10 protein-coding genes are annotated in these 12,156 nt (G+C 58.9%); 6 read left to right on the forward strand and 4 right to left on the reverse strand.

Translation table 11 applies throughout. The features are described 5' to 3' along the window. Positions 1-314: 314 nt before the first annotated feature. The 5 genes from clpB (at position 315) to AC2I9W_RS04665 (ending at position 7,029) form a co-directional block, all read left to right on the forward strand. Positions 315-2,927, forward strand: a complete 2,613-nt coding sequence (gene clpB, locus AC2I9W_RS04645) for an ATP-dependent chaperone ClpB (protein WP_486408870.1) — start codon at positions 315-317, stop codon at positions 2,925-2,927. Between the two features lie 29 nt (positions 2,928-2,956). After that, positions 2,957-3,316 (forward strand): hypothetical protein, encoded by a 360-nt coding sequence (locus AC2I9W_RS04650; RefSeq protein WP_486408871.1) that lies wholly within the window; start codon positions 2,957-2,959, stop codon positions 3,314-3,316. 235 nt (positions 3,317-3,551) lie between these two features. Next, the gene (locus AC2I9W_RS04655) at positions 3,552-4,991 is read left to right on the forward strand and encodes a coniferyl aldehyde dehydrogenase (protein WP_486408872.1); all 1,440 of its coding nucleotides are present in this window, start codon (positions 3,552-3,554) and stop codon (positions 4,989-4,991) included. Between the two features lie 267 nt (positions 4,992-5,258). Then, positions 5,259-5,783 carry a GNAT family N-acetyltransferase gene (locus AC2I9W_RS04660; protein WP_034348967.1) on the forward strand — a complete coding sequence of 175 codons (525 nt, stop codon included), beginning with the start codon at positions 5,259-5,261 and terminating at the stop codon, positions 5,781-5,783. A 25-nt stretch (positions 5,784-5,808) separates the two neighbouring features. Further along, positions 5,809-7,029: a methyltransferase gene (locus tag AC2I9W_RS04665; protein ID WP_486408873.1), complete on the forward strand. Its 1,221-nt coding sequence runs from the start codon at positions 5,809-5,811 to the stop codon at positions 7,027-7,029. 15 nt (positions 7,030-7,044) lie between these two features. On the opposite strand, the gene AC2I9W_RS04670 is transcribed toward AC2I9W_RS04665, so the two are convergent. Then, positions 7,045-7,626 (reverse strand): hypothetical protein, encoded by a 582-nt coding sequence (locus AC2I9W_RS04670; protein WP_486408874.1) that lies wholly within the window; start codon positions 7,624-7,626, stop codon positions 7,045-7,047. A 189-nt stretch (positions 7,627-7,815) separates the two neighbouring features. Here AC2I9W_RS04670 and AC2I9W_RS04675 point away from each other — a divergent pair, with 189 nt between their 5' ends. Further along, positions 7,816-8,904, forward strand: a complete 1,089-nt coding sequence (locus AC2I9W_RS04675) for a tRNA dihydrouridine synthase (RefSeq protein ID WP_486408875.1) — start codon at positions 7,816-7,818, stop codon at positions 8,902-8,904. Here the strand turns inward: AC2I9W_RS04675 and AC2I9W_RS04680 are convergent. The 3 genes from AC2I9W_RS04680 to AC2I9W_RS04690 form a co-directional block, all read right to left on the reverse strand. After that, positions 8,813-10,468 carry a phospholipase D-like domain-containing protein gene (locus AC2I9W_RS04680; protein ID WP_486408876.1) on the reverse strand — a complete coding sequence of 552 codons (1,656 nt, stop codon included), beginning with the start codon at positions 10,466-10,468 and terminating at the stop codon, positions 8,813-8,815. The two genes, AC2I9W_RS04675 and AC2I9W_RS04680, sit on opposite strands and share 92 nt — an antisense overlap. 103 nt (positions 10,469-10,571) lie before the next feature. Beyond that, positions 10,572-11,681, reverse strand: coding sequence for a bifunctional diaminohydroxyphosphoribosylaminopyrimidine deaminase/5-amino-6-(5-phosphoribosylamino)uracil reductase RibD (gene ribD, locus AC2I9W_RS04685; RefSeq protein WP_486408877.1), 1,110 nt, complete (start codon positions 11,679-11,681; stop codon positions 10,572-10,574). A 29-nt stretch (positions 11,682-11,710) separates the two neighbouring features. Continuing rightward, on the reverse strand, positions 11,711-12,142 hold the full coding sequence (locus AC2I9W_RS04690; protein ID WP_486408878.1) for a type IV pilin protein: 432 nt from the start codon (positions 12,140-12,142) through the stop codon (positions 11,711-11,713). Between the last annotated feature and the right edge of the window lie 14 nt (positions 12,143-12,156).

Genomic DNA, 12,156 nt, shown 5'->3' on the forward strand with positions numbered 1-12,156 from the left:
TGAATGAAAAAGCACGCTAGTGCTTATGTATCAGGCGTTGATAGCTATCTTTTTGAGAGTTTTGCGCTATTTAGGAAGTTTTAGTGATGGCATGCTCCGGAAGTGCGGTGCTTTGAGGACTTGCTCCTACATGGCGTGAGTTCGCCTCGCGCCATGCTCGAATGGCCCCAGGGAGCGCAGCCTCTTTGATCTTGCTCAAATTGTCGGCTTACTGCGGTCTTTGCATTGTTTTATTGCCATTTCGATCTTGAAATTCATCATCGGGCTATCAGATAAATCAGCAATGAATCTGATTGAAGCGAAAGCGACACACCATGCGAATTGACAAACTGACGACCAAATTCCAAGAAGCCTTGGCCGATGCGCAGTCTCTGGCGCTCGGTGCGGATCAATCCACCATCGACCCTCTGCACCTGCTGGTGGCCATGCTGCGCCAAGACGATGGCCCGCGAGCCTTGCTGCAGCGTGCCGGTGGCAATGTGCAGCAACTGAAAAATCTGGCCGAGCAGGCCATGGGTGACTTGCCGCGTGTGCAGCAGCAAGGCGATGTACAGGTGGGCTCTGAGCTGGCCCGCCTGCTGCAGGCGACCGAAAAGGAAGCGCTCAAGCGTGGCGACCAGTTCATTGCCAGCGAGCTGTTTTTGCTGGCGCTGGCCGATGCAGCAGGATCGGCCACGCGTGCCGGAGCCTTGCTCAAGCAAAGCGGCGTGAGCAAATCCAGCCTGGAAGCAGCCATCAATGCGGTGCGAGGAGGACAGAACGTGGACAGTGCAGAAGCCGAAGGTCAGCGCGAAGCGCTGAAAAAATACACCATGGACCTGACCGAGCGCGCCCGCATCGGCAAGCTCGATCCGGTGATTGGCCGCGACGATGAAATCCGCCGTGCCATCCAGGTGCTGCAGCGTCGCAGCAAGAACAACCCCGTGCTCATTGGCGAGCCTGGCGTGGGCAAGACCGCAATTGTTGAAGGTCTGGCCCAGCGCATTGTGGCTGGCGAAGTGCCCGAGAGCCTGCAGAACAAGCGCGTTCTGTCGCTGGACATGGCCGGTTTGCTGGCCGGTGCCAAGTACCGTGGCGACTTCGAGGAGCGCCTGAAATCCGTGCTCAAGGAGCTGGCACAGGAGGAAGGGCGCGTCATCCTGTTCATCGACGAAATCCACACCATGGTGGGCGCCGGCAAGGCCGATGGCGCCATGGATGCCGGCAATATGCTCAAGCCCGCGCTGGCGCGCGGCGAGCTGCACTGCGTGGGTGCAACCACGCTCGATGAATACCGCAAGTACATCGAAAAGGACGCAGCGCTGGAGCGGCGCTTTCAGAAGGTGATGGTCGACGAGCCCTCGGTGGAAGACACCATCGCCATTTTGCGTGGGCTGCAGGTCAAGTACGAAGCGCACCACAACGTCGATATCACCGACCCTGCCATCGTTGCCGCAGCAGAGCTGAGCCATCGCTACATCACCGACCGCTTCTTGCCCGACAAGGCGATTGACCTGATCGACGAGGCTGCGGCCAAGATCAAGATCGAGATGGACTCCAAGCCCGAGGTGATGGACAAGCTCGAGCGCCGCATGATTCAGCTCAAGATCGAGCGCGAAGCCATGAAGCGCGAAAAGGACGAGGCTTCGCAAAAACGTCTGCAACTGATCGAGGAAGAGCTGGAGAGCCTGGAGCGCGAATACGCCGACCTCGAGGAGATCTGGAAGGCTGAAAAGGCCAGCGCCTTGGGCTCGGAGCAGATCCGCAAGGAAGTGGATCAGTTGCGCATCCAGATCGAAGAGTTCAAGCGCAAAGGCGACTTCAACAAGGTGGCCGAGCTGCAGTATGGCAAGCTGCCAGCACTCGAAAAGCAGCTGCATGAAGCCCAGGCCAAGGAAGAAGGCCAGGATGGAGAGACGGCGCATAAGCTGCTGCGTACACAAGTGGGTGCCGAAGAGATCGCCGAGGTGGTCAGCCGTGCCACGGGTATTCCTGTGGCCAAGATGATGCAGGGCGAGAAAGACAAGCTGCTGCACATGGAGGCCAAGCTGCACGAGCGTGTGGTGGGTCAGGAAGAGGCGATTGCTGCTGTGGCCAATGCCATCCGGCGTTCGCGCTCGGGCCTGTCCGATCCGAATCGTCCCACCGGTTCCTTCCTGTTCCTGGGCCCCACGGGTGTGGGCAAGACCGAACTGTGCAAGGCGCTGGCAGGTTTCCTGTTCGACAGCGAAGAGCACTTGGTGCGCATTGACATGAGTGAGTTCATGGAAAAGCATTCTGTGGCACGCTTGATCGGAGCCCCCCCCGGTTATGTAGGCTATGAAGAAGGCGGTTACCTGACGGAAGCCGTGCGTCGTAAGCCCTATAGTGTGTTGCTGCTGGACGAGGTGGAAAAAGCCCACCCCGATGTCTTCAATGTGTTGCTGCAGGTGCTGGATGATGGCCGTCTGACCGATGGTCAGGGGCGTACGGTGGACTTCAAGAACACTGTCATTGTCATGACCAGCAACATTGGTTCACATTTGATTCAAGCCATGGTGGGTGAGGATGCCAATGATGTGAAGGAAGCGGTCTGGGGGGAACTTAAAAACCATTTCCGACCCGAATTCTTGAACCGTATCGATGAAACCGTGGTCTTCCATGCCCTGGATGCCAAGAATATCGAGGCGATTGCCAAGATTCAGTTGAAGTTGCTGGAGAGCCGTCTGCAGAAGATGGAGCTGAGCATGCAGGTGTCCGAACAAGCCCTGGCCGAGTTGGCCAAGGTAGGCTTCGATCCTGTGTTCGGTGCCCGTCCGCTCAAGCGCGCAATTCAGCAGCGTATTGAAAACCCGCTGTCCAAGTTGTTGCTTGAAGGCAAGTTCCCGCCCAAGAGTACGATTGCCGTGAAAGTAGACCCGGTGAATGATCCCGGGGTATTCCGGTTCGAATCCGCAGGTATCGCCTGAGGTTTTGAACCCTAGAAAGAGGTATTGCTTTGAACGATTTCGCCACGACCGCAACCCGTTGGGCTGTCCGCATCATGCTGATGCTGGTGGGCCTGGTGTTCTTTCTGTGCCTGCTGGCAGTGGCTGCCTTGATCGCTGCGGCCTGGGGTTTGCGTGCCCTGTGGGCCAAGCTCACAGGTCAACCCGTCGTGCCAATGAGCTTTGGCTCCATGAGCCCGTCTGCAGGCTGGCAGACGGTGTATCGCTCGGGTGCAGAGTGGATGGCGCAATCGTCAGGCAATGCAGACGCCAAAAAAGAGGCCCGTGGTGAGACCCGCTCTCGCCGTGGTGTCTTGCCAGGTTCTGGCGAGGTCACCGATGTGCAGCCGCGAGAAGTGCAGGAGTCATAAGAACGTGTTGGCGATCTCTCCGCAGCCGTGGCGCGAGGAGATCGTCGGCACGTTCTAAATCCAGCTGGGGCGCTTGGCTCATGCGTTGAGTCCCGTCTGCCAATCCACAGGTCGCAGCTTCGCGCAGCGGTCAAAACTCAAGAGCCTGTGCAGTGTTGCAGGCTCTTTTTTTACGCGGTGTTTACGCAGTCTCGCGGTATGGTCGAGATTGTGATCTTGGGTTTTTTAGACAGGCATGAATAACATGGACTTGCACCGTATCTTTGACTTGCAGTATCAAGCCAGCCGGGCGCAGGTTGATGTGCCTTTGCTGGTGCGGCGTGAAAGGCTGCTGCGCTTGCAGAAGATGCTGGAGCAAAACGGCTCGGCACTGTGCGCTGCGGTAGAGCAGGACTTTGGTGTCCGCTCTGAGCGCTGGACCGAGATGCTGGATCTGATGCTGGTGCGAAATATGCTCAGGCATACGCTCAAGCATCTGCCGAAATGGAGCAAGCGGCAACGTGTGCGCACGCCGCTCATGCTGCAGCCAGGCAAGGCCTGGGTAGAGCGCCAGCCCATTGGGGTCGTGGGCATCATCTCGCCCTGGAACTATCCGTTGCAGCTATCACTGGCTCCCGCCATCACAGCGCTGGCAGCGGGCAATCGCGTGATGCTCAAGCCTAGCGAAATGACGCCTCATACCTCAGCCAAGATGGCGGAGTTGGTAGCGCAGTACTTCGCTCCTGAAGAGTTTTCTGTCATCGAAGGGGATGTGGGCGTCGCCACACAGTTCTCAGGCCTGCAGTTCGACCATCTGTTTTTTACGGGCTCTACCGCGGTGGGGCGCAGAGTGGCCCAGGCTGCAGCTGTGCACCTGACGCCAACCACGCTGGAGCTGGGAGGCAAGTCGCCCTGCATCGTCGCGCAGGACTGTGACGTGCAGGCCGTGGCGCTCAAAGTCGCTTATGGCAAGCTGGTCAATGCCGGGCAGACCTGCATTGCTCCCGACTATGTGTTGCTGCCGCGTGGGCGTGAGCAGGAGTTTGCAGATGCCTACCAAGCGGCAGTTCAGCAGTTGTATCCACGTATCTCTGGCAATCCCGACTACACGGCCATCATTAGCAAGCGCCATCTGGCACGACTCAAGCAGATGCTGCGACAAGCGGAAAGCCTGGGGGCGCAGGTTCATTGGATGCATGAGGCAGTGGCTCCTGCTTCCGATGGGGATGCCACAGCCTGGGGGGAGGCCGTGGAGCGGCAGCTTGCGCCAGCACTGGTGTTTGGCGTGACAGGCGAAATGCAGCTCATGCAGGAGGAGATCTTCGGCCCTATCCTGCCTGTGATCTCTTATGAACGTATTGAAGATGTGATTCATGCCATCAATGCCAGCCCCAGGCCATTGGCGCTGTACTGGTTTGGCAATGATGAGTCTGAGCGCGATGCGGTGCTGATGCGCACCGTCAGCGGCGGTGTCTGCGTGAATGACACTTTGCTGCATGTCGCCCATGAAAACCTGCCGTTTGGCGGTGTGGGGGAGAGCGGCTGGGGCGCCTATCACGCAGAGCAGGGTTTTTTGCGCTTTGTGCATCAGAAGGCGGTTTTCGTGCAGTCGCGCTGGGCAGCGACTGCACTCCTTTATCCGCCGTTCGGAGACAAATTCGATCGTGTGATGGAGTTCATGCGACGCTGGCTGTGAGCTTTCGGCAGCTTTTATGGTCGCATAAGCAGGGGGTGTGACATCAAGTCTTGGCGCTAAATGTCATCAAATGTGAGGCAAAGCCTTGATGGGTAAAGGCTTGCTGCTCTGCTTAGGGGAGCGCATAGCACATAGATTGCGGCATAGCAAGGAATTGCAAACAGCCGCAGTTGAGCAAATGGCTAACAACCATGATGCGTGCCAAAACTTTGAATTTGTAGACAATTACGCCCTTCTATTCTTACATGTTTCCGTCCCGGTTTTTCCATGTCTAGTATCCAGGTCCGTCCCGCTACTCTTCGCGATGCAAAAGCGATTGCCCAGATCCATACTGCTTCCGCACTGGAGGCTTATCGAGGTCTGGTTCCCGATGATCAACTGAAGGCCATGTCCTCGGTTGAAAAGCGTCAGGCTTACTGGCGCGAAGCTATTGAATACTGTGAGCCTCAGGTTCAGGTCGCCATCGATGGCGACAAAATCGTGGGCTTTGTCGGTTTTGACCGCTCCCGTGATGAAAAATCTCGTCAGACTACTGGTGAGATTTGGGCCATCTATGCCGCACCTTCTCACTGGAACCAAGGCGTTGGCGTTGCCCTGTGGGATGCCGCACGCGATGGTTTGCTGGAAGAAGGCTGCACCAATGTGACAGCCTGGATTCCTCTGCGCAACGAGCGTGCCCTGCGTTTCCATGAGATGGCAGGCTTCAAGCGCGAGATGTCCACGGCCAAGACGGCTGTGATTGGCAGCATCAAGATTGAAGAAGTGCGCGTCAAGCGCCCTCTGAACGGCTGATCGCCGTTGCTTTGAAAGACAGGCCGTGAAGACCCCCAAGAACAATGTCGCGGCCTCAGTCACCGCTCCCGCAACTGCTTTCGAACTGCTGCAATGGCAGAACGAAGACAAGGCCGAACAAGCCTTGTGGCGCACCGAAAGCAGCTTGCCCAAACCTCGCCGCATAGAGCTTGCCGACGACACCATGCCCGCTGATACGGCGTTTCGCCATATCAGCGAAGGTGCGTCGCTGCTGTGGCGAGGCGACTTCCAGAATGCCCGTCAACTGCTGCTGGCGCTGGGTCGTCGTCTGGACAAGAAATCCCAGCGCAAAAGTGGCAAAGCCAGCAAATCTGGCACTGTGCCGGCAGGCTTTCCTCACGCATTCCATCTGTATCGACAGTCCCAGGCCCAGCGTGCGCGCATGCTGGGCAGTATTCTGATTGAGCTGGATGCCCAGTGGCATTGCGTCTTGCGCCGTGCGCCGGACTGGAGTCAGGCCTGCCTTGAAGCATGGGGCGCAGTTCCAGCTGAAGCACATGCGCAATCCGTTCTGGTGCCGCTGCGCGATCTGCTGGGTGTGCTTGGTTCTCACGAATGGCGCAAGAAGGGCGTGGAGATCGCTGCGCTGGATGGCGCCCGCATTCATGCGCATTACGGCGTTTTCTCGCCCGTGCGTGGCGAGTACCTTGATCTGGTAGCGCGTACCCCGATTCCGGCGGCCGGTATGGCTCAGGCCTGGGATATCGGTGTCGGCACGGGGGTGCTCACGGCCCTGTTGCTCAAGCGCGGTGTGAAGTTGGTGGTTGCCACTGATATGAGCGAGCGCGCTCTGGGCTGCGCCGCTGAAAATCTGCAGCGCTTGGGTCAAGCCTCCAAGGTGGAGCTCCTGCGTGCCGATCTGTTCCCCGAGGGAAAGGCCGGCCTGATTGTCTGCAATCCGCCCTGGCTGCCGGGCAAGGCAGCCTCGTTGCTGGACCAGGCCATCTATGACGAAGACAGTCGCATGCTGCGCGGTTTTTTGCAGGGCTTGGCGGCACATCTGCTGCCCGGCGGAGAAGGCTGGCTCATCATTTCCGACCTGGCCGAGCACTTGAAGTTGCGCACCCGTGAAGAGTTACAGGCCTGGATTGAGGCAGCTGGCCTCAAGGTGCTGGGGCGCGAAGATATTCGACCTCAGCATGGCAAGGCGCAGGACAAGGAAGACCCATTGCACGTGGCCAGAGCAGCCGAAGTGACTTCGCTCTGGCGTTTGGCTGCGGCCTAACCGGGCTGATATGGCTTACGTCGTAGCGCTTTCAAGGGCTGTGGCAGCCACCTCGTCAGCTTCCTCATAAGACAGCAGGGCAGCCAGTCGCTCGCGCAGCGACTGGGCGCGCTCCTCTCCCGCGTACTCCTGCACGGCAGTCAGCAGACTGATGCCTGCGCTGCGCAAGCTGCTCAAGTCTCTGGCTTCGCGCAGCTGGGTACGCAAGGACTGGGCCAGAGCCTCGTGGCGGTTGGCAAACAGACGCTCGCACATGTCAAACAGATACATGCGGGTTCCGGCCATGTTGATGGCAGGAGGCGAAGATGCTGCTGTCTGGTCGGGGACTGGAGCGGGAGTGGCCGCGACTTTGGCAAGAGAGGCAGCCGGGTGAATGGCTGGGTTGCGCTTTTTGGTGGTGCAGGCAGAAACCAGTTGAAGATATCCCTGCTCCACCAGTTGCTGGGTCAGTGCTGCATGATCGCTGCCCAGCATGGCCTCAATCTCCTCAAGGCGTTTTCCACCAGCCAGCAGCAGTAAGGATCGTGCACGCTGAGGTAGCTGGCGCGAACCAGGCTGAAGCTCCTCCTGGGCCTTGGCGGTTTTTTGCAAAATCATGGTTTTTGTTGTCTGACGCAATACAAGTTCTGATGCGCTATTGCATGTGCAGACCATGACAGCGGTGTGAATTGGAGCCAATTCGCAGTGCATCTGTCTGCTATTGCAGTTCATCTTGCTGCCTGCTTTTGAATTGATAGCTGTAAGCGCTTGCTGGATAAGCCCTATAGCCATATTTTTGACATTGAAATGAAACTGCTGCTTGCCCCCATGGAGGGGTTACTGGATTTTGTGCTCCGCGATGTGCTGACCCGCGTGGGCGGTGCTGACCGCTGCGTCTCGGAGTTCATCCGCATCAGCGGTACCTTGCTGCCCGACAAGGTCTATCTGCGCACCATGCCGGAGCTGCGCAATGGCAGCAAGACGCTGGCAGGAGTGCCCGTGCGAGCACAGCTGTTGGGCTCCGATCCCGTCAGCATGGCTGAGAACGCTGCCAACCTGGCACGCCTGGGGCCTGAGGGCATTGACTTGAACTTTGGCTGTCCGGCCAAGGTCGTCAACCGTCACGGCGGTGGCGCATCCTTGTTGCAGGATCCTGAGCAGATCGTGCGGGTGGTGGAGGCTGTGCGCAAGGCGGTGCCTGAGCACCTGCCCGTCTCGGCCAAGATGCGCCTTGGCTTCAATGATCGCCTGCTGATGACAGAGTGCGCCCAGGCCATGGAAAGCGGCGGAGCTTGCGAAATTGTGGTTCATGCCAGAACCAAGCTGGACGGCTATCGACCTCCGGCGTATTGGGAGGAGATTCCGCGCATTCGCGAGGCGGTGCGTGTGAATGTGGTGGCCAATGGCGAGATCTGGACGGTGGAAGAGGCCTTGCGTTGTCGTGAGCTCTCTGGCTGCGACGACTTGATGCTGGGACGCGGTATTGTGGCGGACCCTGGCCTGGCGCTGGCGGTGCGCCGGGCTGTAGAGCAGGGCGGAGTCACTACAGCGGCAGGCATTGACTGGCAGGAGCTGGTGCCGCAGGTGCAGCGGTTTTGGGAGATGGTGTGTGAAGGGCTGGAGCCGCGTCAGCGGGCGGGGCGTCTCAAGCAGTGGCTGAACCTGATGCGCAGACGCTTTCCCGAGGCCGAGCAGGCCTATCAGGAAGTGCGCACGCAGACCGATCAATCGGCCATCAGTGACTGGGTGGAGGCGTTGTTGACGCGCGACTTGGAGCAAGAATGGGTCTGGCCGCAGCTGCAATCTACAGCAGGCTGTCTGGAGCCAGTGGTCCCAGTAGCCACAGCATCAGACGCAGTCCCAAGCTGGCATCGGGCTCCGAATGGGCGTCACTGAGCCCGCTGTCCACAGGGGCGCGCCAGATCAGCTGACCATTCTGATCGAGTTGAACCTTCCAGCTGTTCTCGGGCAGGCTGTCATCAATGCTGTCGCTGGCCAGCTGACTGAATTGGCGGCTTGCAACCAGTATGGCAATTTCCGTGTTCTGCAAGCGTGAGCGCATGTCCAGATTCATGGAACCTACGGCAACCAGTCGGCCATCAATGACTAGCAGCTTGGAGTGCAGCATGGCACGCGAAGCCCCAGGGCTGCTGCCGGAGCTTGAGCCTGTGCCACCGGCGCGCATGGCGGAGCGCAGATTGGCTGCTTCACTGCGCATCTCGTGCAGCTCAATGCCCATCTCCAGCAAAGCTTTGCGATGACGCGCGTAGCCCGCATGTGCCAATGGGGCGTCGTTGGATGCCAGTGAGTTGGTTAGCACCCGGATGCGCACCCCTTTGCTGCGGGCGCTGGCAAAGGCATCCATGATTTCAGGGCCTGGCACAAAGTACGGAGAGACCACCAGCAGGTTTTGCTTGGCGGAGCGAATCAAGGCCAGCAGGCCATCGACCACGGTCTCTGCATGCAAAGCAGGCACCGCAGCGAGTGGTGGGGTGTTGGTGCTGCCTTTGGATGTGGGCTCCAGAAGGGGCGTTGCATGAGCCTCTTCCTGGTTTTCCGTGGGGATCTTGGCAGGGCTGTCTGCCAGTACCAGCGCCTGGGCCCAGATCCATGGAATTTTCTGAAGATTGAGGGGCGGCTCTTCCTGCGGGTGAGGGGAAGCGTTTGAGGATGAAGAAGAGGTCTCCGGTTCTGTCTGGGAGTCTTCCTGGGCAAACTGCTGCCTGAGCTTGATCAGCTCCTGCTCGCTGATCAGTGATTGCACCGGGTAGGCGCGAACATTGTTCCAGTAGCGGTCAAAGCTGTGCGAGAGCTCCTTGACCACAGGGCCGCCGGTCAGCACATCCAGGTCGATGAAGTTGCCGTCGTTGGACGCATCAAAGTAGGCATCGCCCAGATTGCGCCCGCCAATGACGGCCATGGTGTTGTCGGCGATGAAGAGCTTGTTGTGCATGCGCTGCTGAGCGCGCTGAAAGTCGGTCAGCAAGGTCCAGGCGCGGCCCAGCGACGAGGCGCGTGAACCAGCCAGAGGGTTGAACATGCGCATTTCCACATTGGGCACAAACGCCAGACGCATGACTTGTGCATTGGCACCGGTGCTGTGGAAGTCATCCAGCAGCACACGCACGCGCACGCCGCGCTTTGCGGCTTGAACCACAGCGCGCAGCAGTCGCTCGGTGCTTTGGTCGGCGTGAATGGCGTAGTACTGCAGATCCAGGGTTTTTTGAGCGTTCTCCACCAGCGCCATGCGACTGCTGAGGGCATGCTTGGGACCAGAGATCAGCGTGAATGCCGATGTGTCAGGCTTGGATTTTGACGGGCGACTTTGCGCAATCAAGAGACCCAGGCGCGTGCTCTGGGGCTGGCTGAGAGCGGTACTGACAGGGCGCTGAACCTCTTTGGGCAAAGAGGTGCTGCAGCCGGACAGCAGTACGGCCGCCGCAGTGCAGGCAAGCAGCATCCAGCATTTCAAAAGTGAGAGGCGGGGGTAAGAGGTCAATGGAGCAGCCATGGCTGCGTTGTAACCGATGGTGGACGGTTTCGTGTGTCGGACGCAGGCGGTGCTAGAACTGATCTCGTCCTTGAACTCTGGCGATGATGCGCAGGTCAGGACCCAGGCGTGTGATGTCATGAAACTCCAGATCAACCCCTTGGATCAGCGCATCGAGTGGACCAAAGTTGGCGATGCCCATGGCCCCGGTTCCTAGAAGCTTCGGGGCCTGGTAGAACAGAAACTCATCCACCAGACCTTCACGAATGAATGAGCCATTGAGTTTGAAACCAGCCTCGACATGCAGCTCATTGGTGCCGCGTTGAGCCAGATCACGCAGCATGGCCGCCAGGTCAACCTTGCCTGCAGCATTGGGCATATCAATAACTGTAGCGCCTAGCGCTTGCAGAACCTTAATTTTGGATTGATCTTGGCTTGAAGTGTAGATAAGGCAACCGCTAGGTGCTTTTAAAACATGAGCATCCAGTGGCATGTCCAATTTGCTGTCCACCACGGCAATGCGTGGCTGGCGCAGTGTTTCCACCTCGCGTACGTTCAGGCGCGGGTTGTCTTCAAGCACAGTGCCAATGCCCGTCAGAATGGTGCAGGCGCGTGCTCGCCAGGCATGGCCATCGGCGCGCGCTGGCGCAGAGGTAATCCACTGGCTGGTGCCGTTGTGCAATGCCGTCACGCCGTCCAGCGAGCTGGCTGCTTTCATGCGTACCCAGGGCGTGCTGCGGATCATGCGGCTGAAAAATCCCAGATTGAGCTCGCGAGACTCAGCTGCGCCGATGCCCACTTCGACCTCCACGCCGGCTGCACGCAGCCGCTCGAAGCCGCGTCCTGCGACTTGTGGGTTGGGGTCGGTCAGCGCACCCACGACCTTGCCAATGCCAGCGGCAACCAGCGCATCGCAGCAAGGCCCCGTGCGTCCCTGGTGCGAGCAGGGCTCCAGCGTCACATAAGCCGTAGCACCGTGCACATCATTGCCTCTGGCCGCGGCATCGCGCAGTGCCATGACTTCCGCGTGAGGACCGCCTGCCTGCTGGGTAAAGCCCTGGCCGACGACTTGGCCACCGTTATCGACGATCACGCAGCCAACGCGCGGGTTGGGAGAGGAAAGAAAAAGCGCCTGGGCAGCCTGCTCAAGCGCTTTGTTCATGAAGTGGGCAGAGGGTGTCATGCCCGTGATGGTAATGCACAGGGCAGGGCTTACTTGCCCCAGCAGTCGGCGTCGTATCCCTGGTCTCCTTGCTGCTTTCCGGCTGCACCGCGTAGCCCGGTGTTGGTTAGGGTGTAAGTGCCGCATTTGTCGGAGGCTTGCGGGCCGGGATTTTTGGGCATGGCTGTCAAGGTGAATGCCGCATTGGTATTGCCTGCAGCAAGACCTATGGTGTAGCGCTTGCTGGTATCAGCAGACCAAGTCAGCGTGTCAGGAAGGGTGGTGGGATAGACCCCGGTTGCAGTGGCTGCTCGCTCCATCCACAGTTGTGCCTGCAGCAGACCCGCGCGTGCATCGGCTCTATGGCCGCGTCGCACGTACTCGGTATAGCTCGGGTAGGCAATGGCGCTGAGAATGCCGACCACGGCCACGACGATCATCAGCTCGATCAGCGTAAAGCCTTGTTGTTTGTGTTTTTTCATATTCATGTTTTCAG

This window comes from Comamonas sp. FUJ_7, assembly GCF_057369555.1.

Excerpts from the sequence above, each read along its gene's own strand:
- clpB (WP_486408870.1), top strand. The coding sequence starts at position 315 with ATGCGAATTGACAAACTGACGACCAAATTCCAAGAAGCCTTGGCCGAT.
- AC2I9W_RS04655 (WP_486408872.1), top strand. The coding sequence starts at position 3,552 with ATGAATAACATGGACTTGCACCGTATCTTTGACTTGCAGTATCAAGCC.
- AC2I9W_RS04660 (WP_034348967.1), top strand. The coding sequence starts at position 5,259 with ATGTCTAGTATCCAGGTCCGTCCCGCTACTCTTCGCGATGCAAAAGCG.
- AC2I9W_RS04670 (WP_486408874.1), bottom strand. The coding sequence starts at position 7,626 with ATGATTTTGCAAAAAACCGCCAAGGCCCAGGAGGAGCTTCAGCCTGGT.
- AC2I9W_RS04675 (WP_486408875.1), top strand. The coding sequence starts at position 7,816 with ATGAAACTGCTGCTTGCCCCCATGGAGGGGTTACTGGATTTTGTGCTC.
- AC2I9W_RS04680 (WP_486408876.1), bottom strand. The coding sequence starts at position 10,468 with ATGCTGCTTGCCTGCACTGCGGCGGCCGTACTGCTGTCCGGCTGCAGC.
- ribD (WP_486408877.1), bottom strand. The coding sequence starts at position 11,681 with ATGACACCCTCTGCCCACTTCATGAACAAAGCGCTTGAGCAGGCTGCC.
- AC2I9W_RS04690 (WP_486408878.1), bottom strand. The coding sequence starts at position 12,142 with ATGAAAAAACACAAACAACAAGGCTTTACGCTGATCGAGCTGATGATC.